Source organism: Paenibacillus sp. OK060, assembly GCF_900101205.1.
Taxonomy (GTDB): Bacteria; Bacillota; Bacilli; order Paenibacillales; family Paenibacillaceae; genus Paenibacillus; species Paenibacillus marchantiae.
Genome location: NZ_FNFR01000005.1, coordinates 133,179 through 159,280, shown reverse-complemented (window position 1 = coordinate 159,280; position 26,102 = coordinate 133,179). Strand labels below are relative to the sequence as shown.

Below are 26,102 nucleotides of genomic sequence, written 5' to 3'. Positions count from 1 at the left end.
CGCGGGATTGATGCACCCTGCATCAACTGTTATAATGATGTGATTGACACTAGGCTGTTTCTGGGGGTAAGGAATGACTGACATTCGGGCAAGACAACGTAAAATTCGTAACTTTTCAATTATTGCACATATAGATCACGGCAAATCAACACTTGCGGACCGGATCTTGGAGCACACAGGTGCGCTCACGTCACGTGAAATGCAGGAACAGGTTCTCGATAAAATGGACCTTGAACGCGAACGTGGAATAACGATCAAGCTACAAGCAGTAGCCTTGACTTACAAAGCGGATGACGGTGAAGAGTATTTATTGAATCTGATTGATACACCAGGACACGTAGACTTCACGTATGAAGTATCACGCAGTCTTGCTGCATGTGAAGGTGCTCTGCTGGTTGTGGATGCGGCTCAGGGTATTGAAGCCCAAACACTTGCCAACGTGTATCTGGCGTTGGATAACAATCTTGAAATTTTACCGGTTATCAACAAAATTGACCTTCCGAGCGCTGATCCTGAACGGGTGAAGCAGGAAGTGGAAGATGTTATTGGTTTGGACACAAGTAATGCGGTTTTGGCTTCGGCCAAATCAGGAATCGGAATCAAAGAAATTTTGGAGCAAGTGGTGAAAAGTGTTCCGGCACCAACTGGTGATCCTGACCAGCCTTTGAAAGCGCTGATTTTTGACTCGCACTACGACCCGTACAAAGGTGTAATCGTATATGTGCGTGTTGTTGACGGCAAAATCAAATCCGGTTCTAAAATCAAAATGATGGCAACAGGTAAATCATTTGAAGTCATTGAAGTTGGAGCGTTCAAACCTCGTATGACCATCGTGGACGAGCTGAACGTCGGGGATGTTGGATTTATTGTTGCCGGTATTCGGCATGTAGGCGATACACAAGTCGGGGATACGGTAACGGATGCCAAAAATCCAACACCGGAACCTTTGCCGGGTTATCGTAAAATTAACCCAATGGTATATTGTGGTCTCTATCCGATTGAAACATCGGACTATGTTGATCTGCGTGAAGCGTTGGAGAAATTGCAGTTGAACGATGCGTCTCTGAGCTTTGAACCGGAAACATCCAGTGCACTCGGTTTTGGATTCCGTTGCGGATTCCTTGGACTGCTTCACATGGACGTTATCCAGGAGCGGATCGAGCGGGAGTTTAATATTCCGTTGATCACAACGGCACCAAGTGTAATCTATCACGTCACCTTAACGAATGGTGAAGTGATGAAAATCGACAACCCATCCAACTATCCTGAGGTGGGACGGATTGATTACGTCGAGGAACCATATGTCAAGGCAGACATTATCGTACCGAATGATTATGTAGGTACCATTATGGAGCTGTGTCAGAATAAACGTGGTGAATATGTGAATATGGAATATCTGGACACAACACGGGTTACCATTACCTATGAGATTCCGTTGTCCGAGATTGTATATGACTTCTTCGACCAGCTGAAATCCGGTACCAAAGGATATGCATCCCTTGATTATGAGCTGTCCGGTTACCGTCAGTCCAATCTGGCGAAAATGGATATTGTACTCAATGGCGAACAGGTGGATGCTCTGTCCTTCATCGTTCACCGTGACCGTGCCTATAACCGTGGACGCATTGTCTGTGAGAAACTGCGCGAGCTGATTCCACGGCAAATGTTCGAGGTGCCAATTCAGGCATCTGTAGGTACCAAAGTTGTAGCTCGTGAAACGGTAAAAGCAATGCGTAAAAACGTACTTGCGAAGTGTTATGGCGGTGACATCTCTCGGAAACGGAAACTGCTTGAGAAGCAGAAGGAAGGTAAGAAGCGGATGAAGCAGGTTGGTAACGTAGAGGTGCCGCAAGAAGCATTCATGGCGGTGCTGAAAATTGATGATTAAGAACGCAATCTCTGAGTACATCAAATTTTGTGTATCGGAGAATGCGTTTAAAAAGACGTTTGCTTGCAAACGTCACGTGAACCCTTTCGGTACATCAATAATTTGTGTATGAAAGGATGAACGGATTTTTGAGGTACAGCACAGAATGTGTGTATTCAAATTAGATTAATAATTCATTTTTGGGTACAACACTGAGTGTGTGTATCAAAATTGAATTGCAAGACGTTTGCTTGCAAACTTAGGCACAACACAGAATAACCAATAAACCAAGCTGAAAGGGAAGCCGGATGGCTTTCCTTTTTTCAAATAGAGGGGGACTCGCCATGACATTGGCAGCACACAGCCGGAAAACAGGTGCACCCCAAGCGGTGTATCTTCACATTCCCTTTTGCACAAATAAATGTTTCTACTGCGATTTTAACTCTTATGTATTGAAGGACCAGCCTGTTATGCAGTACCTTGAAGCGCTGGAACGGGAGATGGAACACACGGTTAAAGCGAATCCGCCAGGAGAAATCAAAACCATATTTGTGGGCGGCGGTACGCCGACTGCACTGAAACCGGACGAAATGGCCGTATTCCTAAAGTCCGTTAAGACCTATTTCCCCAATTGGGCAGATGATATTGAGTTTTCAATGGAAGCTAACCCGGGCACCACCGATGCGGAGAAACTCGCAGTTATGAAAGAAGGCGGAGTGAACCGCGTCAGCTTTGGGGTACAGGCTTTTCAAAATGATCTGCTGACAGGTATTGGCCGGATTCATAATACAGATGATGTATACCGCAGTTTGGAGAATGCCCGAGCAGCTGGATTGCATAACTTGTCCATTGATCTCATGTTTGGTTTGCCAAACCAAACCGTCGAGATGCTGAACGAGAGTATTGATAAAGCGCTGGAACTGGATCTGCCGCATTACTCCATATACAGCCTGAAGGTGGAAGAGAATACTCTTTTCCATACGTTGTATCAGAAGAACCAGCTACCGCTTCCTCATGAAGACGATGAGTTGCAAATGTATCTTCTATTAATGAAGCGTATGAAAGAAGCAGGTTACGGACAATACGAGATCAGTAACTTTGCCAAACCCGGCTTCGAGAGCCGTCACAATATCACGTACTGGCGTAATGAGGACTATTACGGTCTGGGTGCAGGTGCACATGGATATGTAGGCCGCGAACGCCATATGAATATAAAAGGTATAAACCCGTATGTTGAAGCTTCCAAAGGAGGTCTGCCGCGTCTCGATCATTTTGAGATCAGCCGCGCCGAGGCAATGGAAGATTATCTGATGGTTGGATTGAGAATGCTGGAAGGTGCTTCATCCTCACGGTTTAGCGATCAGTTCGGGGAGCCTATGGAGGAAGTGTTTGCGAAGCCTTTGGGCAAAATGCTGAATGCAGGACTGCTGGAGAAGACGCCAGACGGCTTCCGGCTTAGTGAACAGGGCATCCTGTTCGGAAATGACGTTTTCGCCGAGTTTATCGGGTCTATATCGCTGAATTCGTAGCTTGAAATTCTATACGCTCTGTTGTATATTTATTCATATTGATTTTACAGAGCGTGTAATTTATACAACTACGAAGTCAGCTTTCCTCTGGAAAGCTTCTTATAGGAGGAGAGCTGGATGTCGGCCATATGCAGAAAAGCCGTACCGGAAGATGTTGAACCATTATTTGAAATGATTAAGGGCTATGCAGAGCGTGGGATCATGCTTCCGCGTTCACGGGAAGTACTGCAACGGCAGCTGGAGCACTTTGTTGTAGCAGAAGTGAATGGTCAGGTTGTAGGCTGTGGATCTCTCTGCCGTTTGGGAAATGATCTGGTGGAAGTCAGATCGCTCGGCATCTCCGAAGGTCACAAAGGCATGGGCATTGGCTCACTGCTGCTGGACCGGCTGGTAGAGGAAGCGGAGAAACAGCAAATTCCCAAGGTCATGGCGTTGACATATGAGGTGTCCTTTTTTCTCAAAAACGGTTTTGCCGTTGTGAACAAGGAAATTTTTCCGGAAAAAGTATGGACCGACTGTGTTCATTGCAGCAAGCAGGATTGCTGTGATGAGATTGCTGTATTGAAAGAGTTGAATATTTCAGCCTGATAAATGAATGAACCGTATGGAATTGAGCCGAGTATACTCTATCTCACCTGCGGTTCTTTTTAATTCATGAGATGTACAGTAAAGTTGTTATGTCTTGGAGACATTGGTCTATACTATAAATAGATGAGCGTACTCATCAAACTGACTTGACAATGCTCACGTCATTTTGGTATTTTTGTATTACCGCTTAGCACTCATCTAACCGGAGTGCTAACGACATGGGACAGTACAGTCAGAAGGAGGGAATACTCACCATGTTAACAGAGCGTCAACGAATGATTCTGAACGCTATAGTGGATGACTATATCCGTTCAGCTGAGCCCGTAGGGTCCCGGAGCATTTCCAAAAGGGGAGATGTTGGATACAGTCCGGCGACGATCCGTAATGAAATGGCGGACCTTGAAGATATGGGCTTTCTGGAACAGCCGCATACATCGGCTGGTCGCATACCTTCGCACAAAGGCTATCGATATTATGTCGATCATTTGGTTCCCTGGAATCAGGTGGAGCCGCAAGAGCTGGACGACCTGAAATCATTTTTCGCAGAAAAGCTGAACGTGATGGAACAAGTTATTCAGCATGCCTCAGTCATTTTGTCACATATGACGAATTATACTTCGATCCTGCTTGGACCGGAAGTTTTCCACACGTCACTTCGTCATTTTCAACTGCTTCCGCTTAATGAAAGCGAGGCTGTAGCCATCATCGTAACGAACACGGGTCAGGTAGAGAACAAGACAGTTCAGATTCCACCTGAAATTTCGGTAGCGGAGATGGAGAATGTAGTTCGTTTATTAAACAGCAAGCTGGTCGGCGTGCCGATTTACAAATTAAAGTCTCGTCTCTACACCGAGCTTGGGCAAGAGATGGAACGGCATATTACACGTTATGAGGAAGTCATGCAGGTGCTGAACAGTGCCTTTGACAACGAGCATGATAATCGTCTGTTCCTTAGTGGTGCCACCAATATGTTGACCCAGCCTGAGTTTAAAGATATTGAAAAGGTAAAAGATATTCTTGACCTGCTGGATGAGACACCAACACTCATGAAATTGATGATGCCCGTGCAGGGTGGATCTGGTATTCAGGTGCGAATAGGCACCGAGAATGATCATGAAGCCTTCGCCAATTGCAGCCTGATAACGGCATCCTATTCATTGGATGGAGAGGCTTTGGGCTCCATCGGAATTTTGGGGCCTACGCGAATGGATTACGCACGTGTCATTCATATTTTAAATACATTATCCCGTGATTTGACGGCCATGCTAACGCATCGCTTCAAATAAGGGAATGAACCATTTCATTCTTATAAGGAGGTGAACATCTTGAAAGAGGAGCAATCATTCGCAGCAGAAGAACAGGAACAGCAAGCAACTACAGCAGCGGAGCAGGAGCCTGTCAACGAAGCCGGAGCTGCAGAAGCGCAGGCGGAAGAGATGACAGATCAGGAGCAAGATGAGATCGCACGTTTGAAGGCGGAAGCTGAGGAACATCAACAGCGTTTTGTCCGTGCGCAAGCTGATTTTGATAACTTCCGTCGTCGTACACAAAAAGAAAAAGAAGAACTGGCGAAATACGCTTCGATGAAGCTGGTCACCGAACTGGTGCCGGTCATTGATAACTTCGAGCGTGCCATGGCTACTGTACCGGAAGGTGCTGAAGTCGAGTCCTTCTCCAAAGGTATCCAAATGATCTTCCGTCAGCTGGAAACTGTGCTGAACAATGAAGGTCTGACGTCAATGGATACGGTAGGACAACCGTTTAATCCCGAATTCCACCAGGCGATTATGTCCGTGGAGAGCGACGAGTATGAAGAAGGTACCGTTGTCGAGGAAGTCCAAAAAGGCTATATGCTGAAGGATAAAGTACTTCGTCCGGCTATGGTTAAAGTTAGCTCATAATTTCTATTAAAGAATGAAATGAGTTCACTCTTGATTGTACGATGCCACCGAAGTTTAATATAAAGGTTAGTACACACATAGAGCACGATTAGGAACAACAAATACAAATAAGGATCAATCTGATCCATTTTAAATTGTCGAGGGAGGAAATTTTCCGATGAGCAAAGTAATCGGTATTGACTTAGGAACAACAAACTCATGTGTAGCGGTTATGGAAGGCGGCGAGGCTGTCGTTATTCCAAATCCGGAAGGCGCACGTACAACCCCATCCGTAGTGGGTTTCAAAAAAGATGGAGAACGCGTTGTCGGTGAAACGGCTAAACGTCAAGCGATCACGAATCCGGATCGTACGATCATCTCGATCAAACGTCATATGGGTACATCCCACAAAGAAACAATCGATAGCAAAGACTACTCACCACAAGAGATTTCTGCAATCATCCTGCAAAAACTGAAATCCGATGCTGAAGCTTATCTGGGTCAAACGGTAACTCAAGCGGTTATCACAGTACCAGCTTACTTCAATGACAGCCAGCGTCAAGCAACAAAGGATGCAGGGAAAATCGCAGGTCTGGAAGTTCTGCGTATCGTCAACGAGCCAACAGCAGCAGCTTTGGCATACGGTATGGAGAAATCCGAAGACCAAACGATTCTCGTATATGACTTGGGTGGCGGTACATTCGACGTATCCATCCTTGAACTGGGTGACGGCTTCTTCGAAGTTAAAGCAACTAGTGGTGATAACCAACTGGGTGGCGATGACTTTGACCAAGTGATCATTGATTATCTCGTAAGTGAGTTCAAAAAAGATCAAGGCATTGACTTGAGTAAAGATAAAGCAGCGGTTCAACGTTTGAAAGATGCAGCGGAAAAAGCGAAAAAAGAACTTTCCGGCGTATTGACTACAACTATTTCTCTGCCGTTCATTACTGTGGCTGATGGCGTTCCTCAACATTTGGAGTTGAACCTTAGCCGCGCTAAATTCGAAGAAATCTCTGCTGGTCTGGTTGAGCGTACGCTTGAACCAACTCGTCGTGCACTGAGCGATGCTGGAATGACAGCTAACGATATCGACAAAATCGTCTTGGTTGGTGGTTCCACACGTATTCCTGCAGTACAGGAAGCAATCAAAAAACTTACAGGTAAAGACCCTCACAAAGGTGTTAACCCGGATGAAGTTGTAGCTTTGGGTGCTGCTGTACAAGCGGGCGTACTGACAGGTGACGTGAAAGACGTTGTATTGCTTGACGTAACTCCATTGTCCCTGGGTATTGAAACTGCGGGTGGCGTATTCACTAAAATGATCGAGCGCAACACAACGATCCCTACAAGCAAATCCCAAGTGTTCTCCACTTATGCAGACAACCAACCAAGCGTTGAGATTCATGTTCTGCAAGGGGAGCGTGAGATGGCAGCGGGTAACAAATCCCTCGGTCGCTTCATGCTGGGAGATATTCCTCCAGCTCCACGTGGCGTTCCACAAATCGAAGTTAGCTTCGATATTGATGCTAACGGTATTGTTAACGTATCTGCAACAGACAAAGGTACTAACAAAACTCAAAAAATCACCATCACTTCTTCTAGCGGTCTGAGCGATGCTGAAGTTGAACAAATGATGAAAGATGCTGAGTTGCATGCTGAAGAAGACAAAAAACGCAAAGAACTCGTTGAAGCGAAAAACAGCGCAGATCAACTGATCTACTCTGTTGACAAAACGATCAAAGATCTTGGCGAAAAAGCGGACGCTGGTGAAGTTGAAAAAGCGAATGCTGCAAAAGAAAAACTGCAAGGCGTTCTGGCTTCCGACAATCTGGAAGACATCAAAGCCGCTACAGAAGAATTGACAGAGATCGTTCAACAACTGTCCGTAAAACTGTATGAGCAAGCACAAGCTCAAGAGCAAGCAGCTCAAGGTGCTGAAGAGCAACAAGGTTCTGCAAAACGTGACAACGTCGTAGACGCTGATTACGAAGTTGTGGATGAAGATAAAAAACAAAACTAATTCACGATTTCTAGTGAATTAATCATCGGTGACGTTCGGATCGAAGGGAAAGTCATAGCCGGGGCTCCCGTGCTTTGGCTTTCCTTTTGTCACGATGTGCGATATGGTGAATGATATGGGGGTGGAAGAGTGGCTGAAAAACGTGATTATTATGAGGTACTCGGCGTCGGCAAAAATGCCAGCGACGAGGAAATCAAAAAGGCATACCGCAAGCTTGCCCGTCAGTATCACCCTGACGTAAACAAGGCTGCTGACGCGGAAGCCAAGTTTAAGGAAGTTAAAGAAGCTTATGATGTGGTCAGTGACGGCCAGAAGCGGGCGCAGTATGATCAATACGGTCATATTGATCCAAATCAGGGCGGATTCGGCGGCGGTGGCGATTTTGGCGGCGGCGGCTTTGGCGACATCTTCGATATGTTCTTTGGCGGTGGCGGTGGACGACGTGATCCAAATGCTCCGCAACGGGGAAACGATCTGCAATACACCATGACGATTGAGTTCAAGGAAGCGGTATTTGGTAAGGAAACTGACATTACCATTCCTCGTACCGAAGGCTGTGATACTTGTCATGGCTCAGGTGCGAAACCGGGAACCAAACCAGAAACCTGTTCCGTCTGCCAAGGTAGTGGTCAACAGGAAGTGGTTCAAAATACACCGTTTGGCCGTATGGTCAACCGTCGTGCTTGTTCGAACTGTAATGGTTCGGGACAAATTATCAAGGAAAAATGTACTACGTGCAGCGGCAGCGGTAAAGTACGTAAACAACGCAAAATTCATGTTCGCATTCCAGCGGGTGTAGATGATGGAGCTCAATTGCGTATGACTGGTGAAGGTGAAGGTGGTCTGCGCGGAGGACCAGCAGGAGATCTGTATATTGTCATCCGTGTGAAATCACATGATTTCTTCGAGCGTGAAGGCGATGATATCTATTGCGAAATTCCGCTTACCTTCGCTCAGGCAGCATTGGGAGATGAGATTGAAATTCCGACGCTGTCCGAGAAAGTGAAGCTGAAAGTACCTGCCGGTACACAGACAGGAACGTATTTCCGTCTCAAAGGCAAAGGCGTACCACGCCTGCGCGGTATGGGGCAAGGGGATCAGCATGTGAAAGTCGTTGTAGTTACGCCTAGCAAGCTGAATGACGAGCAGAAAGATCTGCTTCGCCAAATTGCTGCGCTGGATGGAGAACAAACTCATGAGCATGAGCAATCCTTCTTTGACCGGGTGAAACGGGCCTTCCGTGGAGACTGAGTCTTAATCATTAATTTAAAAAAGGACACCACAGCGGTTTTTCCGCAGGGTGTCCTTTTTTGCATAATATGGGCACGCTTGCGGAAAGATACCAGACATGAGCATTCAGTGGTTTACTGATGTGCCGAAACTAGGGAAGCAGGTGAACCGGATGACCGAAAAAAATATTTTGGCTTATTTCCATAGCCCGGAGCAAGCGGAAGGGGCAGCCAAAAAACTGGAGGCATTACGAGTGGAAGACCTGTCTATCAATCGATTCAGTCGTTACGCGGGTGTCGGGCCAAGTGGAGCATCCTATACGCCGGGTGTTTCCGGCAGTTTTTCTTCCTGGGTACCAGGTGCTCTAGGCACAAATGCCAGCGCGGGAATCATGGCTGCAGCAGATCCTTCTGCGAGCGGTATGAGCGATGGCGGACAAGAGGGTCCGACAGGCAGAGATGTACTACTAACCGTCGTCGTTGACGAGGCAGTACATCACCGTGCCCTATCCATTATCGAACAAGCCGGCGGTATGATTTAGTTTCACCAAATCTATATAAGATGGACAGAGCATTACACTTTAACGGAGATTGTAGAACCAATCTGAAGAAGCGAAGCGTTCGCCTGAAAGCTTTCGTAAGAAAGCTACTTCGGAAGCATACGCTATCACCGGATTTCTCCCTTTAAGAAGGGAGATGAAGAAATCTGGGGATAACAGCGATCGGAGGATGGTACTACAGTCGGAGTGGTACAGTGTAACAAGTATTAGTTCATTTTATATAGATACCTATTTTGAAGGAGGAGCATAACGATGGCAGAACATGAACGTCCAGGCAAGATTTTAACGAAAACGGAAAAGATGAAGCGGATGCAGTCCGCCAAAAATGAGGATGTGGAATTCAGTGCCGAAGCTGCGGATCATGAAGATATAGAGGCTTTGCGCCGCAGTGAAGCGGCCGATCGTCGTCAGGGTCGGGAGATTCATGACTGAAGATCGCTCTGCAGTGATTATCGAAGCGGTGTTTACGAGCTGGTCCGAGGCTGAATCTGCACGCAGAGCTCTGGAATTGCTGCACCCAAACCAGTTGAGTATCGAGAGTCTGAATGACTCATCGTCTTCAGTGGATCTGGAAGCGCCTGAGAGCACAGATAATTCGACTATGGCTGTGATTGGGGGATTCAGTGGTGAGCTGAATGTACTTTCCCTCATTAGCGATGAGACCGAGGTGTTGTCGGGTGGACAAGTGTATGACGATCCGGATGCTGGCTCTGAAGGCAGGTCCAAGCAAGAAATCTTGCTGACCGTATCCGTATCCAGTGACTCTCTCCCGCAAGCTGCAGAGATGATTACGCAGAACGGTGGACGCTTTTGCTAACAAGTTAATCGAGTTTAGTCATAATTAAAACAGGGTATTCGAGCAGTCAGGCTGCGGGTATCCTGTTTTTGTTGTTTCTTTACTGCCGCGGTTTTGTACTCCTGCTCGCTTGTGTAGTACAATAGTTGGGATGCTTGAAAAATGAGGAGGAAAAACGAAGTATGTTATGGCATGAACTAACAATACATACCACAGAAGAAGCTGTGGAGATGATTTCGAATTTTTTACATGAAGCGGGTGCTGGAGGGGTCTCGATTGAAGAGTCCGGTACTTTAAATAAAAAACGGGATACGACGTATGGCGAATTGTACGAGTCTCCTTTGAATGATATTCCTGAAGGCTTTGCGGTCATTAAAGGATACTTCTCCGAAGGTACGGACATGGACGCATTGCAATCTGAAGTGAGTCCACGCATTGCGCAGCTTTCCGAATTCGATATCCAAACGGGGGAGGTTCGTTTTGAGACTCGAACAGTGGATGAAAATGACTGGGCAAACGCCTGGAAACAATATTTCAAGCCAGTACGTGTCTCGGAACGTCTAACCATTAAACCGACATGGGAAGAGTATACGCCGGAAAGCCCAAATGAGAAAATTATTGAGCTTGATCCAGGCATGGCGTTTGGTACGGGAACACATCCAACCACTTCGCTTTGTCTACGTACACTGGAATCGGTCATTCAGGGTGGCGAGGAAGTCATCGACGTAGGTACAGGCTCTGGCATCTTGGCCATTGGAGCTGTTCATCTCGGTGCAAAACATGTGCTTGCGCTTGACCTCGATCCGGTTGCGGTAGCAAGTGCCAAAGAAAATGTAGAACTGAATGGGCTGGCACAACAAATTACGGTGAAAGAGAGTGATTTGCTGTCTGTTCTGGGCAGTCAGGACCCTGCGCTGGGCGTGAAGCTTCCGGTGAAAGTTATTGTTGCCAATATTTTGGCCGAAATTATTATGCTATTTGTGGATGATGTCTATCATGCGCTTGAGTCTGGCGGTGTTTATATTACTTCAGGCATTTGGAAAAATAAAGAGCAGCTTGTCCATGATGCGCTCGTTGCTTCCGGCTTCGAAATAAGTTCGGTTCATCGCGATGAGGACTGGATCGCGTTTGTGGCCAGAAAGAGGTAACCGATGGATTTAAACTCGTTTTTTCGTTATCCACTGGATCAACTTCCGTTTTTCCTGTTGACGATCCTGATTGCTTTTACGGTCCATGAATTCTCTCATGCCTATTTTGCCAACAAATTCGGTGATCCAACAGCCAAGCTGCTAGGCCGGGTTACCCTCAATCCGGTCGTACACTTTGACTTGTTTGGGGTGCTATTGCTCGTTATTGCTGGCTTCGGTTGGGCACGACCCGTTCCAGTTAATCGGGCGAACTTTGACAAACCAAGATTGATGGGTGTTATCGTCTCTGCAGCAGGGCCACTAAGCAATCTGCTGCTTGCGATTATCGGTACAATTATTTACGCTTCATTGGTTGGTTCGGGAGCGCTGGGGAGTATAGAAAATGAGCGATTGCTCACAGCGATATCCATGTTTTTCTCTATTTTTAACCTGACGAACTTTTTCTTGTTTCTGTTTAACCTTATACCGTTGCCACCCCTGGATGGTTATCGGATTCTTGAAGACGTATTGCCACCATCTATCAGTCGCAAGCTGCAAGGAGTGGAGCAATGGTCGATTTTTATCTTCCTGCTGATTTTGGTTATACCTCCGCTGCAAAATGTGACGATTCAACCGTTGTATGAGTTTGCACAAACGATGTATGTGGATCTGGCAAAACTAATCATTGAATTATATCGATAAGCAACACGTACCTCTAGGGCTGAAATACTGGTCAGATAGACATAAAAGTTGTATGATCATCTGTGGCGATTGGATTCACGCCTGCCATCAGGCGGGGTGAATTCCAGTCATAACAGGACAGAATGGGTGGATAGACGAATGCAGCGTTATTTTGTATCTGCAGAACAGTTTAATGAACATTCCGTAGTCATCACGGGTGATGATGCGCGCCATATCGGCAAAGTGATGCGTGGTAAACCTGGAGATAAACTGATTGTCAGTGACGGAAACTCCAAAGAAGCTTTGGTGGAGATTGAAAGCATCGAAGCCCAGCAAGTAACAGCGAATATTGTGGAACCTCTCGAAATGGACCATGAAGCACGGATACGTGTAACCGTGGCTCAGAGCTTGCCAAAAGGCGATAAGATGGAGACGGTCATCCAAAGATGTACAGAGATCGGAGCAGTTTCCTTTGTTCCTTTCCTGTCTGAGCGTACGATTGTGCAATATGATGCCAAGAAAGAAGGCAAACGGTTGGAGCGGTGGCGGAAAATCGCCAAGGAAGCCGCTGAACAAAGCCATCGGAACCGCATTCCATCCGTCGAGCAGCCACTTTCCTGGAAAGGGCTGCTATCTTCTTTTGAGGGCTACAGTCTGGTATGTTATTGTTATGAAAAGGAAAACGGCAAGCAATTAAGAGACGCATTGAAGCCGTTTGTGGAGCAGCTTGCACCTGGTGCGAGTGCTGAAGTGTTGATCGTTGTTGGACCTGAGGGTGGATTCTCGGAGAGGGAAACGATTGAAGCCGATCAGGCGGGTGCTGTATCCGTTGGACTGGGCAAACGCATCTTGCGGGCCGAGACAGCTGGAATGGCGGCGCTAACTTGCGTCTTATATGAATCCGGAGAAATGGGGGGAATGTAATTATGCCATCCGTGGCGTTTTACACCTTAGGCTGCAAAGTTAATTTTTATGATACAGAGGCGATTTGGCAATTGTTCAAAAACGAAGGATACGATCAGGTAGACTTTAACGAACAGACAGCGGATGTATACTTGATTAATACTTGTACAGTAACCAATACCGGCGACAAAAAGAGCCGCCAGATTATCCGTCGTGCCATTCGGCGCAACCCGGATGCGATTGTAGCCGTTACAGGCTGTTATGCGCAAACTTCTCCGGCAGAGATTTTGGACATCCCTGGTGTGGATCTTGTTATCGGTACACAGGATCGGGACAAAATTTTGCCATATGTCAATGAAATTCAGGAATCACGTCAGCCCGTCAATGCTGTGCGCAACATCATGAAAACGCGGGTATTTGAAGAGATGGACGTACCGGATTTTGCCGATCGTACCCGTGCATTTCTGAAAATTCAGGATGGCTGCAATAACTTCTGTACGTTCTGCATTATTCCGTGGTCACGTGGACTTTCCCGTAGCCGGGAAGCAAATAGCATCATCCAACAGGCTCATCAACTGGTGCACGCCGGGTACAAGGAAATTGTCCTGACAGGCATTCATACTGGTGGATACGGGGATGACATGGAGAATTACGATCTGACGGATCTCCTATGGGACTTGGACAAAGTTGAAGGCCTGGAGCGTATTCGGATCAGTTCGATCGAAGCCAGTCAGATTGATGATCGGATGCTGGATGTGATCAAACGTTCAGACAAACTCGTACGCCACTTCCACATTCCGCTGCAAGCGGGCGATGATACCGTACTGAAACGTATGCGCCGTAAATATACGACCGAAGAGTTTTACAATAAAATGCTTCGCATTCGGGAAGCGATGCCGGATGTAGCGATCACAACTGACGTTATTGTTGGGTTCCCGGGTGAGACGGATGAGATGTTCCGTAATGGCTACGAGTTGATGAAAAAAATTGGTTTTTCCGAAATGCACGTATTCCCATATTCCAAGCGTACCGGAACACCGGCAGCACGTATGGAAGATCAGGTGGATGAAGAAGTCAAAAATGCACGCGTGCATGAACTGATTGATCTATCCGAGCAAATGCAACTGGCATACGCCAAGCAGTTTGTGGGACAAGTACTGGATGTCATTCCTGAAGGTGAAGCCAAGGGCCGTGAAGGCAGTGGTAAACTGCACGGTTACAGTGACAACTACATTCAGCTGGTCTTTGATGGTTCGATGGATATGGTCGGCAAGGTATGCCGTGTCAAAGTGACCGAAGCGGGTGTGAATGAAAGCCAGGCTACGCTGGTTCGTGTGTTGGAAGAAAATCTCAAGTCCGCAGCGATGTAATCGAGGCGTCAGAAACAAGGATTTCATTTCCTTGGGGAGCGTACCCGTGGAGATGAGGTCCTTCTTTTTCCAAAAAAAAGATGAAGACAATTCCGTAATGGGGGAGAGCAACATGAACAGAAAAGAAATTTCGGCAGGCGGAGTCGTCTACCGCACGGGAGAAGATGGAAAGCTTCAAATTCAACTGATTGTAGATCGCTACGGCAAAACGACTCTCGCCAAGGGCAAAATGGAAGATGGAGAAACGGTGGAACAGACCGCACTGCGTGAGATTCTGGAAGAGACAGGCATGGTCGGCCGAATAGTAGAACCCGTCGATATCATTTCCTATACGTATCAGCATGCAGAGTTTGGTCCGGTGGACAAGGAAGTTCATTATTATCTCGTTGAAGCGGAAAGCGGCGACCTGCAGCCTCAGATTGAAGAAATCAAAGGTGTGGATTGGTACGCTCCGGAAGAAGCTTGGTCTAGACAGCAGCATAGTGGATACGATAATAACGATGACATTTTACGAGTGGCGCTGAACAAATTAGGCATTAACGTATAGCTGTTTTCTATTGAATGACGTAACGCTACTGTTTGTTGAGAGCGTTTTGAGCATCAGGCCACGGGTGACTTCGCCACTGGGGTGGAGACCGGTGGTTTTTTGTGCCAAATTGGCAAGTAACAGAACGGCAAGGCAAGCAGTGAACTGGTGACGTTAAAAAGGGTCTGGGCATGCGCAATCTGTGCCCCGTTTTCCGCTGATAGCCAGGCCGAGGCTGCATGCAGCTGGCCGATCAGCGGCATAAATAGCAGCGCCCCCGCAATGTTTAATACGACATGGGAGGCTGCGACAAATTTGCCTGCGGATGCTCCTCCAGCGGCTGCAATCACGGCGGTGATACAGGTCCCTACGTTTGACCCAATCACAATGGCGATGCCGATCTCCACAGGCAGTACTCCTGTGGCTGCAAGCGTAATGGCCATGCTGATGACAGCTGCGCTGCTATGAATGAGGGCCGTCAGGCAGGCACCTGCCAGAAAGCCCCACCACAAGCTGTCTGCTGAGCGATCCAGAAACCACTGGAATACGCCCATACTTCGCAGGGGTACGGCAATGGATTGCATTACTTGAATGCCTGTCATGACGAGGGCAAATCCAGCGGACGCGAGAAAGCTGTATTGCACGGTAGACAGCGTCCGACGCGTGCGTTCAGGAGCGAACTGATTTCGTTCACCAAGCACAACAAAGACGGCCCAGCCTGTCAGAGACAAGGCAAGCAGAGGCAGGGAAACCCGTCCGATCTGCAGTCCGACCAGCTCGGTGGTCAGGCACGTCCCGATGTTGGTACCGAGAATAATACCAAGTGTGCGTCCGTAGGTAATTAATCTGGCGTTCGCCAGTCCAATAGTGAGTACGGTGACGGCGGTACTGCTTTGCAGCAGGGCAGTAGCGCCTGCGCTAAAAGCCATGCCTTTCCAGGGAGCAGAGGTAGCTCGGCCCAGCCATCCAGCCAGCATGGGCCCGGCCATCCGCTGTAAGGCTGTTTCCATCAGCTTCATCCCGCCAAAAAAGATAAGAAGCCCATATAATAGGGGCAGCACAACATCTCTGAACATGAGTTAACATCATTCCTTCCGTGCATATCCTTATTCTCATCCTATGAGTAAATAAGGACAACCATGACAGGCTAACGGAATTCTGGATTCAACAGCGTTTGAAAGACCTATAAGTTTCCTTAACGGTCACCCAAATTACCACCACAATTCAAAAGATACGGAGACTCTGCAAACGTAGCGAAGGGGATGGAATTGGAACTGTAGAAGCGAAGCGTGCGCCTTTATCCCCGGATTTTCCCTTTCGAGAAGGGAATCAGAAAAATCTGGGGATAAACAGTGATTGAAAGTCCGATTCATCTCAGAAGAGGATACCAAAATTACCGCACCCCTATTCAAAAGATACGGAGATTCTGCAAACGCAGCGGAGGGGATGGAATTGGAACTGAAGAAGCGAAGCGTGCGCCTTTATCTCCGGATTTTCCCTTTCAAGAAAGGGAATCAGAAAAATCTGGGGATAACAGCGATCGAAGTCCAATCCATCACCGCAGCGGTCTCTCTTGCACCAAGCCTATCTTTTCAACTAACTATGAAAGAAGTGGATCTATCTTGCCATCAGTTACACTGGAACGCAGCCGCAAAAAGCGGCTTGAACATGCACATCCATGGATATATAACAATGAAATTGCCTCTGTTGAAGGAAACCCCGAGCCGGGAGATCTGGTCAACGTATTGAATCACCAAGGTCGCTATCTTGCGACGGGATACTATAATCCTGCATCTCAAATCACAGTTCGAGTCGTGGCCTATCAACCTTTGGAGTTTAAACAGATGGACACCGCGTTTTTTGCAGCGCGTTTCCGCGATTGCTTGCGCCACCGGGAGCGTTTTATCCAGGATGGAGAGGCATACCGTCTCGTTTATGGGGAAGCTGATTTCCTGCCAGGACTGATCGTTGACCGTTTTGGCAGCATCCTTGTTGTTCAATTGCTCACACTGGGCATGGACCGTTGCCGCGAAGCGATCGTACAAGCTCTAATTGAAGTGATGCAGCCGGAAGGCATCTATGAACGCAGTGATGTGTCCATTCGTGAACTGGAAGGCTTGGAGCAGACGAAAGGACCATTGTATGGGGATTGCCCGCGTCATGTCACGGTAACGGAGAATGGATTGCTCATTAAAGTGGATATCGTAGAAGGCCAGAAGACAGGGTACTTCTTTGACCAGCGAGAGAATCGTGCAGCCATCGAACCACTTATGAAGGGTTGGGGTTACAAGAGTGGCATTACGCTCCAACAGACCGAGCAGGATGGTACGCAGCAGTTGCTTCCTGTGAATAAAAGTGGCAAGGTTGTGACGTTCCCTTATTGGGATGGGGCTACTGTGCTGGAATGTTTCTCACACACAGGCAGCTTCACATTGAACGCCTGCAAATATGGAGCCAAAAAAGTAACATGTCTTGATATCTCAGAGCATGCGATTGAAAGTGCACGTACTAACGTAGAGCTGAACGGTTTCACTGACCGGGTCGAATTTGTCGTTGCGGATGCATTTCAATACTTGCGTGAGCAGGTGAAAGGCCTCGATGAGCGTAACGTACGTGCGCGTGCTGGCGAACAGAAAGTGGATACGTCCAAAGCGCTTGCAGCCAGTGGTAAAACATTTGATGTGGTTATCCTCGATCCGCCAGCCTTTGCCAAAACGAAATCAGCAGTTAAAGGCGCATGCCGTGGATATAAGGATATCAATCTGCAAGGAATGAAGCTGGTGAATGAGGGCGGGTATCTGGTAACGGCAAGCTGTTCATATCACATGCGTCCGGATCTCTTCCTGGAAACCATTGCGGATGCAGCCGAAGATGCAGGCAAAGTACTGCGTCTGATCGACTGGAAAGCAGCCGGTAAGGATCACCCGCAAATTCTGGGCGTAGACGAAGGTCATTACCTGAAATTTGCCATCTTCGAAGTGCGCAGCAAAAAGAATTAATCGAGCGATTTCCATTTAAGTCGAACATACATTTACGCAAAGAGTCCACAGTTTTCATAAGCTGCGGGCTTTTTGCTATGCTCGTGCATATGATCTCTGGAATTGCCGGATAGTGGCAAACGTATGTTCCGAACCAAGTCAGATATGTTATACTGGGAATTAAAATCTGTTCGTGATGGTTTGGAGGATTAAACATGTCCGTAAGCTTTGTTATTGGCCGGGCAGGCAGCGGCAAGAGTACGCTGATTACCCGGGAAATCACATCCCTGCTACAAAAGGAACCGCAAGGTAAACCACTGATTCTGCTGGTCCCGGAACAGAGTTCGTTTCGAACCGAACAGTCACTGGTTTCTTCAGGTGCTATAAAAGGTACCATGCGTGCTGAAGTGCTTGGTTTTCGCCGATTGGCCTATCGGGTAATGCAGGAGGCAGGTGGTTCTGCACGTATTCCCATTGGAGCTGAAGGTAAAAAAATGCTGCTCTACAAAGTGCTCCAGCGTCGTAAGGAAGAATTGAAGCTGTTTGCAGCATCAGGCAGTCAGCTGGGATTTATCGGAGACTTGAATGATCTATACAGTGAGTTTAAACGTTATGAACTTGACCCCACTTCACTGGAAGAAGGACTTTCCGCATGGAATACTTCCTCTTCTGCACCGATTCTGGGAGACAAGCTGCATGACTTGCTTCTTATATACCGTGATTATGAAAAGGAATTAACCGAACTATATATCGATGATGAAGACACGTTGACTGAACTAACAGAGCGGTTGCCGGAGAGCACGCTGCTGCAAGATGCACAGATCTGGATCGATGGATTTCAGGGATTTACCCCGCAGGAAATGAGTGTCATTGGAAGATTGATGCTGCAAGCTTCTTCCGTCACAATTGCATTGACGTTGGATCGTGCTTACGACCACGGCGCACTTCCAGGAGAACTGGAGCTGTTCCATCCCACAGCGAGTGCATATGCACGTCTTAAAGGCATGGCTGAGGATCTGGGTGTTCTTAATGAGACAACCGTGCTTCAACTGGAAGTTTTGCCAAGATATGAAGGCAGTCCTGGACTGGCGCATTTGGAGGCTGGCTTTGATCGTAGAGTCCGCTGGAAGAGTGAGGGGCGTGATGCGGGTGTCCGACTTTACGCCGCTGAGAACCGCCGGGCTGAGATGGAAGGAGCACTTCGTGAGATGCGTCGTCTGGCGCAAGATGAAGGTGCGCGTTATGGAGATATGGCAGTGCTCGTTCGTCAGTTGGATACATATGCCGACATTGCTGAGCCTCTATTCAGGGATTATGGCGTGCCTGTCTTTCTGGATCGGAGAAGAAATGAACTACATCATCCATTATCGGAATTTATTCGTTCAGCACTCGATATCGTTCGCCGTCGCTGGCGTTATGAGGATGTATTTCGCTGTGTGAAAACGGATCTGCTGCTCCCACGTGGCGGTTCCATTACACGTGAAGATATGGACCAGCTCGAAAATTATATATTAGCTTGCGGAATTCACGGATACCGCTGGACAGATGGCAAGCCATGGAAGTATGTACCCAGCCTGTCCCTGGAAGACAACGATCAGGATGTCCGCAGCCGGGGCCGGGAACAAATGCTGTCCTTAATGGAAAAATGTCGTACGGTGATTGTTGATCCACTGGGTGCTTTTGAGAAACGAATGAGCAAGGCAAAGACAGCTAAAGACCAATGTGCGGCGCTTTACAGATTACTGGAAGATGCCGAGATTCCTTGGAAGCTGGATCAGATGTCTGCAGAAGCCAAGGCTCAGGGTGATCCGGAACGTTCGAGAGAGCATCGTCAAATGTGGGGTGCCGTCCTTGATCTATTAGATCAGATGGTTGATATGATGGGGGCCGAACGGCTGGATATCGATTTATTTGCCGGGCTAATGGAGACTGGGTTAACCGAACTGAAGCTGGGACTTGTTCCTCCAGCGCTTGATCAAGTGTTGGTTGGATCGATGGATCGTACACGTCTTCAGGGTATCAAGTATGTATTTATTCTGGGTGCAGTAGAGGGTGAACTGCCTGCTGTGCCTCAGGATGATGGTGTATTAACTGAGCAGGAACGGCTGCTGTTGACGGAGAGAGGTTTGGGGCTTGGGCCAGGAGCAACAAGACAAATGTTGGATGAACGCTTTCTGATATATACAGCCCTGACAGCGGCGAGCAATCAGTTATGGCTGAGTTATCCCGTTGCAGATGATGAAGGGAAAACATTGCTACCCTCAGAAATTGTACGACATGTACGTAAGATGTTCGGTCTACATGAGCAGCCATTACTTGCCCAGCCGCCGGTTACAAATGCTGAAGAGGTGCACTGGTCTTATGTTATTCATCCTGGTCAGAGCCTCTCTTATCTCATCGGACAGTTGCGCAGATGGGGCCGTGGAGAAGATATTCCTGAAATGTGGTGGGCGATCTATAACTGGCATGTCTCTCGGGAGACAAGCAGACCTCAGCTGAAACAATTGCTTGGATCGGTCTTTTATCGCAATCGGGCGTTACCTTTACGTACGGCTACCAGCCGTAGATTATATGGTACAGAGGTAAGGACCAGTGTCTCCAGAATGGAGCGTTTTGTGGCGTGTGCGTTCTCCCATTTTGCATCCCATGGGCTGCGACTGAAAGAGCGCCAGTTGTACCGCTTGCAAGCCCCTGATATAGGACAATTGTTCCATGCTGCCTTGAGTCAGCTTGCCATGCGTTTGCGTGAGCAGAATCGCAGTTGGGGCAGTCTGTCTCCGGATGAATGTCGGAAGGAAGCGGAGCACACCGTGGAGCAGATTGCACCACAGTTGCAGGGAGAGATTTTGCTTAGCACGAAACGGTATGGTTATATCTTCCGCAAGCTGAAGGATATCGTTAGCCGGGCGTCGGTTATTCTGGGTGAACAGTCCAGACGAGGAAGCTTTGAACCGATTGGGTTGGAGCTTGATTTTGGGCCAGGTAAACCCCTGCCACCGCTTCGTTTTGAATTGGAAAATGGCTGTGTGATGGAGATTGTGGGGCGGATCGACCGCGTGGATGTGGCCGAAGGAGAGAACGGCCTGCTGCTGCGGGTTATTGATTACAAATCGAGCCAGACCGACCTCAAACTGCATGAAGTGTATTATGGCCTGTCATTACAGATGCTCACGTACTTGGAGGTGCTGCTTAGTGCTGCCGAGGAGTGGCTTGGAGAATCGGCGATGCCTGGAGGAACACTCTATTTCCATGTGCATAATCCGTTGCTTCAATCCGCGAACGGCATGACTTCTGAGCAGGCAGGACAAGAACTGCTGAAACGGTTCAAAATGAAAGGCTTGCTGCTCTCGGATCGGGATGCGATCGCTCAAATGGACAATACCCTGGACAAAGGCTACTCAGCTATTATTCCAGTTGCGCTTAAGGCGGATGGCAGCTTTTATAGTAGCGCTGCTGTAGCTACGCCGGAGCAATGGGATACATTGCTTGCTTCAGTTCGCAGCAATATACGTGAGATTGGCACCCGGATTACGGACGGGGATGTCGCGATTGAACCTTACCGTATCCAGCAGGAGGTTGCATGCACCTTCTGTCCGTACAAGCCAGTCTGTCAATTTGATGAAAATATCGAAGGTAATGAATATAATCTGTTGTCCAAACCGGGCAAACAGCAAATCTGGGACATGCTGTCTCATGGCAAAGGAGGGGAAACATCATGACGAATATGCCAAAACCGGAGGGAAGCTTCTGGAGTGATGACCAATGGAGTGCCATCTCACAGAGTGGAGAAGACATTCTGGTTGCTGCTGCAGCGGGTTCCGGGAAGACGGCTGTATTGGTTGAACGGATTATTCGCAAGATTGCAGACCCTTCCCGTGGATTCAGCGTAGATCGTTTGCTGGTTGCGACATTTACGAAAGCTGCTGCTGCTGAGATGAAGCAGCGGATTCGGGAAGCACTGGAACGTGCACTTGAAGAGCAACCTGCCGAAGAACATCTGCGCAAACAACTGTCATTGCTCGGGCGAGCATCGATTACGACACTGCATTCATTCTGTATGGAAGTCATTCGTCGTTATTATCAGCAAATACCGCTAAACCCGGCTTTCCGGATTCTGAATGAAAATGAAGCTGAAATTATGCGGCAGGAATTGTTGGAGCAGTTGTTTGAGGAAAAGTATGGGGAAGAAGACGAAGGCAGTACATTCCGTGAATTGGTGGATTGGTTCAGTGGGGAACGGAACGATGATGCCATGCATCGACTTGTGCAGCGTTTGTATGATTTCTCACGCAGTCATTCTTGGCCGGATCATTGGCTTGTAGAGATGGCATCTGCTTTTCAGGTGGAAAGTGTCGAGGCACTTGGACATTCTGCATGGGTTCAGAGTATTTTGCGTGATGCCGCTCTTGCCCTGAGTGGTGCGGCTGGTCTGCTGCGTCAAGGGATCAGCATATCGATGCAGCCGGAAGGTCCGAAACCTTATGCAGATACATTGAAAGAAGATTTAGCAATGGTCGAAGAGCTTCTGTCAGCTGTTGAGGTCATGCCATGGGAAAGATTGCCTGAAGTGTTTCAGCCAGCAGCTTTTGGCAAGCTGAAGCCTTGCAAAAAGGACCAGACAGACCCGGGGTTACAAGAACAGGTCAAGGAACTTCGTGAGGCTGCGAAAAAAGCCGTGACGGACCTGAAAGGGTCATTGTTTGGAAGAAGTGCGTTTTCTTTCTGGCAGGAGCTGGAGCAGGCGGCACCACTAATGCAGGAGCTATCCAAGCTGGTCAGTGCATTTGGAGAGCGATACCGACAGGCCAAGCAGGAGCGCGGTCAGGTCGATTTTAGTGACCTGGAGCATTACTGTCTTCATATTTTGCGCCATGAAGATTCAACCCCTGAGCTGTCCATGCCTTCGGATGCAGCAATGGAATACCGGGCACGTTTCGATGAAGTTCTGCTGGATGAATATCAGGATACCAATACAGTGCAGGAAGATATCGTCCGACTAATTTCCAGAGAAAATCCAGGAAACCGATTCATGGTTGGTGATGTAAAACAGAGTATTTACCGTTTTCGTCTGGCTGAACCCGGTCTGTTCCTGAACAAGTACCGTCAATACGCAGCGAATTCGGATATGGATATGAACGGAGAGAGAGAATCACTGCATGCAGGAAGACGTATTGATCTTGCACGTAACTTCCGTAGTCGTGCAGAAGTAGTCCATTCGGTCAACATGTTATTCAAGCAGCTCATGAATGAAGGGGTAGCCGAGATTGCCTATGATGAACGAGCTCAGCTCGCTTATGGGGCTACTTTCCCGGCAGAGACGCTTGGAGATGAGGCATACACACCTGAACTCATATTGATCGATCGTCAAGGCGGAGGACCTGATCTGACGGAAAGCACGGATGAGAATGGGGATGCGTTACCTTCTGCTGAGCTGGAGAGTGCCGAGCTTGAAACCGCTCAGCTGGAGGCTCGGGCCATGGCTCGCCGTATTCGTGAAATGGTCGGAGATACGGATAACCCACCCCTCAACGTTTATGATAAAGCCCTCAAATCCATGCGACCTGTGCGTTATGGAGACATTGTTATTTTGCTGCGTTCTGCCCTGATGTGGGCTCCACTCATGATTGAGGAATTCAGACAGCAGGGTATTCCTGCCGGAGGGGAGCAAAGCAAAGGGTATTTTCAGGCGACGGAAGTGGAAGTGATGTTGTCCTTGCTGCAGATTGTGGATAATCCAAGGCAGGATATACCGCTTGCTTCCGTGCTTCGTTCGCCGATTGTCGGACTGGATGAAGAGGAACTGGCTCAGATTCGCCTTGGGGACAAGCGACAGTCTTTCTATGATGCTGTTATATCAGCTACAGGAGCATTCTCAAGTTCGTTGAATGTTTTCGGGCAGCATGGTGAAAAAGCTTCGAATCCGGATTCATCTGCAATCCAGCTGCAATGGCCCGAAGTCTGGTCAGAAATGGAACAGGGGCAACGGGAGTCGGCAGTATCCGCCGAAGCAGACGTTATCGAACGTATACATGAAACCTCTGTACATGCAGATAAAGATGAGATTATGGATGCTGGTATAGATGCAAGTATGGGTGGACGTATAAGCGACGATGCGGATAGGGACAACGGTACCAGCACAGAGCTGCAACAAAAGTTAATTCGATTTATGCGTCAGTTGGAACATTGGCGACTTGAAGCCAGACAAGGCAGCTTGAGTGAACTCATTTGGCGCATGTACCGGGAAACGGGTTACCTGGACTGGGTTGGCGGCCTACCGGGAGGCATGCAGCGCCAAAGTAATTTGAAGGCTCTGTATGATCGCGCACGGCAATATGAGGAGGCAACGGCCAATCGTGGATTGTTTCGCTTCCTGACCTATGTATCCAGACTACGTGAGAACGGGGGAGATCTTGGCACCGTAGCAAGTGGTTCTGGTGAGCAGGACAATGCGGTACGCATCATGACGATTCACCGGAGTAAGGGCTTGGAATTCCCTATTGTTTTTGTCGGGGGTATATCCAAGATGTTCAATCAGCAGGATCTGAACTCGCCGTTTCTGATGCATAAGGAGCTGGGGTTTGGCCCGAGGTTTGTAGATCGTGAGAATCGGGTTGCCTACCCAACCTTGGCGAATCTGGCGATTCGTCGTCGTGCCCAGTTTGAGCTGCTTGCCGAAGAGATGCGGGTGCTCTATGTGGCTCTAACCCGTCCAAAAGAGAAAATGATTTTGGTCGGTACGGTAAAAGATGTTGTTAAAAAGGCAGTGGCCTGGTCTCAGATTAAGGACAGTCCGGAACGGGTATTGCCTGACTATCTGCTTGCAGCCGGACGGAGTTATCTGGACTGGATCGGTCCATCCCTGATGAGACATCCAGACGCAGCTTTGCTGCGTGAACTTGCGGGAGGCACTGATTCATATGCTGCCTGTCTTGTGGATGATGAATCACGCTGGGGCATTTCCGTCATTTCTGCTGATCAAGTATCCCGGGAAATATTTGTGGATCAGACGCTTGGTGAAGAAGAGGGCATGACAGAAGTGCGGAAACATCGAATTGCTGCCCTAAAAGCCGTTCAGCCTGTGGAGCTGTTTCCTTCCTCCACTGAAGAAGAGATGGTCGAGGATACTCAAGATGCAACACTACGAGACATCAGTGAGGAAGATGTATTTACAATAGGTGAGCAAGAGGGTGTACAGCTGCTTCGTGAAGTTGATAAACGGCTTTCATGGGCGTATCCTCATCAAGCAGCAACGCAAGTAGCTGCCAGTACATCGGTTACCGAACTAAAAACATTGCTAGCCATGCAAGACCATCAGTCTTTACAGATGATGGAGGAAGTTGAAGAACAATCTGAGGCTTCTGTGGATTATGAGGGCCGTGAAGTGAAGGATGGAGGCTCGTCCTTTAAATTGCATCTACGTCGTCCCAAATTCATGGAGGAGAAACAATTGACTGGAGCCGAGCGGGGAACGGTGTATCATACGTTGATGCAGCATCTTCCTGTAGATGGTTCACCCGTTGATTCGCAAATCGTTGAGCAGACACTTTTGCGGTTAGTTGAGCTCCAGATTTTGCTCCCCCATCAGGCAGAGGTTATTGAGTCTGATCAACTGGCTGGATTTTTCAATACAGAGCCTGGGACAGAATTGTTGCGTGCAGAGTGGATGAAACGGGAGATTCCATTTATTTATGGACTTCCGGCACATCATTCTCCTGCCGAATGGCTTCATAGTCTATCACCAGATGCAGGGATACAAACTTTGGAAGAAGACGGTAAGATGCAGGCATCACTAGAAAATGAGACGGTGCTAGTACAGGGGATTATTGACTGCCTGTATGAGGTGGATGGCGAGCTTGTTTTGCTAGATTACAAGACAGACCGGGTGTTGGAGCATCGCGGTGGACTGGACAAACTGACGGAAAACTATCGCTTTCAGCTGGAGCTGTATGGCCGGGCTATTGAAGATATTCTGGGTCGGAAAGTCGACCGGAAGTGGCTGTACTTTTTTGATGGCGGACATGCTGTGAAACTATAAAGTGAAATTT

At 48.1% G+C, this 26,102-nt stretch carries 19 protein-coding genes; 18 read left to right on the top strand and 1 reads right to left on the bottom strand.

The features are described from left to right. Positions 1-73 precede the first annotated feature (73 nt). From lepA to BLS14_RS19270, 15 genes are all read left to right on the top strand, one after another. Positions 74-1,888, top strand: a complete 1,815-nt coding sequence (gene lepA / locus BLS14_RS19340; RefSeq protein ID WP_076211672.1) for a translation elongation factor 4 — start codon at positions 74-76, stop codon at positions 1,886-1,888. Between the two features lie 323 nt (positions 1,889-2,211). After that, complete coding sequence (hemW, locus tag BLS14_RS19335) at positions 2,212-3,396, top strand: radical SAM family heme chaperone HemW (RefSeq protein ID WP_024628499.1); 1,185 nt, start codon at positions 2,212-2,214, stop codon at positions 3,394-3,396. A gap of 117 nt (positions 3,397-3,513) precedes the next feature. After that, positions 3,514-3,984, top strand: a complete 471-nt coding sequence (locus BLS14_RS19330) for an N-acetyltransferase (RefSeq protein WP_063567287.1) — start codon at positions 3,514-3,516, stop codon at positions 3,982-3,984. Between the two features lie 254 nt (positions 3,985-4,238). Then, the gene (hrcA, locus tag BLS14_RS19325) at positions 4,239-5,270 is read left to right on the top strand and encodes a heat-inducible transcriptional repressor HrcA (RefSeq protein ID WP_062328691.1); all 1,032 of its coding nucleotides are present in this window, start codon (positions 4,239-4,241) and stop codon (positions 5,268-5,270) included. Positions 5,271-5,309: 39 nt separating this feature from the next. Beyond that, a complete protein-coding gene (gene grpE / locus BLS14_RS19320) occupies positions 5,310-5,885 on the top strand; it encodes a nucleotide exchange factor GrpE (RefSeq protein WP_063567288.1) in 576 nt (191 codons plus the stop codon). Positions 5,886-6,042: 157 nt separating this feature from the next. Continuing rightward, positions 6,043-7,887: a molecular chaperone DnaK gene (gene dnaK / locus BLS14_RS19315; protein ID WP_063567289.1), complete on the top strand. Its 1,845-nt coding sequence runs from the start codon at positions 6,043-6,045 to the stop codon at positions 7,885-7,887. A gap of 129 nt (positions 7,888-8,016) precedes the next feature. Beyond that, positions 8,017-9,138, top strand: a complete 1,122-nt coding sequence (gene dnaJ / locus BLS14_RS19310) for a molecular chaperone DnaJ (RefSeq protein WP_063567290.1) — start codon at positions 8,017-8,019, stop codon at positions 9,136-9,138. A 151-nt stretch (positions 9,139-9,289) separates the two neighbouring features. Beyond that, positions 9,290-9,658, top strand: coding sequence for a hypothetical protein (locus tag BLS14_RS19305; protein ID WP_063567301.1), 369 nt, complete (start codon positions 9,290-9,292; stop codon positions 9,656-9,658). A 270-nt stretch (positions 9,659-9,928) separates the two neighbouring features. Further along, positions 9,929-10,108 carry a YfhD family protein gene (locus tag BLS14_RS19300; RefSeq protein WP_024628492.1) on the top strand — a complete coding sequence of 60 codons (180 nt, stop codon included), beginning with the start codon at positions 9,929-9,931 and terminating at the stop codon, positions 10,106-10,108. After that, positions 10,101-10,493 (top strand): hypothetical protein, encoded by a 393-nt coding sequence (locus BLS14_RS19295; RefSeq protein ID WP_072734512.1) that lies wholly within the window; start codon positions 10,101-10,103, stop codon positions 10,491-10,493. Before BLS14_RS19300 ends, BLS14_RS19295 begins: the two co-directional genes overlap by 8 nt. 161 nt (positions 10,494-10,654) lie before the next feature. Next, positions 10,655-11,620 carry a 50S ribosomal protein L11 methyltransferase gene (prmA, locus tag BLS14_RS19290; protein WP_072734511.1) on the top strand — a complete coding sequence of 322 codons (966 nt, stop codon included), beginning with the start codon at positions 10,655-10,657 and terminating at the stop codon, positions 11,618-11,620. Positions 11,621-11,623: 3 nt separating this feature from the next. Continuing rightward, positions 11,624-12,301, top strand: coding sequence for a site-2 protease family protein (locus tag BLS14_RS19285; protein WP_063567293.1), 678 nt, complete (start codon positions 11,624-11,626; stop codon positions 12,299-12,301). A 138-nt stretch (positions 12,302-12,439) separates the two neighbouring features. Then, positions 12,440-13,204, top strand: a complete 765-nt coding sequence (locus BLS14_RS19280; protein WP_063567294.1) for a 16S rRNA (uracil(1498)-N(3))-methyltransferase — start codon at positions 12,440-12,442, stop codon at positions 13,202-13,204. Between the two features lie 2 nt (positions 13,205-13,206). Beyond that, complete coding sequence (mtaB, locus tag BLS14_RS19275; RefSeq protein WP_090953485.1) at positions 13,207-14,553, top strand: tRNA (N(6)-L-threonylcarbamoyladenosine(37)-C(2))-methylthiotransferase MtaB; 1,347 nt, start codon at positions 13,207-13,209, stop codon at positions 14,551-14,553. A 112-nt stretch (positions 14,554-14,665) separates the two neighbouring features. Next, entirely contained in the window at positions 14,666-15,100 is a 435-nt protein-coding gene (locus BLS14_RS19270) for an NUDIX hydrolase (protein ID WP_064636374.1), read from the top strand. Between the two features lie 53 nt (positions 15,101-15,153). Here BLS14_RS19270 and BLS14_RS19265 read toward each other — a convergent pair whose 3' ends face one another. After that, entirely contained in the window at positions 15,154-16,155 is a 1,002-nt protein-coding gene (locus BLS14_RS19265; protein ID WP_090953482.1) for a Na/Pi cotransporter family protein, read from the bottom strand. 546 nt (positions 16,156-16,701) lie between these two features. Here BLS14_RS19265 and BLS14_RS19260 point away from each other — a divergent pair. From BLS14_RS19260 to addA, 3 genes are all read left to right on the top strand, one after another. Further along, positions 16,702-18,078, top strand: a complete 1,377-nt coding sequence (locus tag BLS14_RS19260) for a class I SAM-dependent rRNA methyltransferase (protein ID WP_090953854.1) — start codon at positions 16,702-16,704, stop codon at positions 18,076-18,078. Positions 18,079-18,272: 194 nt separating this feature from the next. Next, positions 18,273-21,776: a helicase-exonuclease AddAB subunit AddB gene (addB, locus tag BLS14_RS19255; RefSeq protein ID WP_090953480.1), complete on the top strand. Its 3,504-nt coding sequence runs from the start codon at positions 18,273-18,275 to the stop codon at positions 21,774-21,776. Next, positions 21,773-26,092: a helicase-exonuclease AddAB subunit AddA gene (gene addA, locus BLS14_RS19250; protein WP_090953478.1), complete on the top strand. Its 4,320-nt coding sequence runs from the start codon at positions 21,773-21,775 to the stop codon at positions 26,090-26,092. The genes addB and addA overlap by 4 nt, the downstream gene beginning before the upstream one ends. The last annotated feature ends 10 nt before the right edge of the window (positions 26,093-26,102 follow it).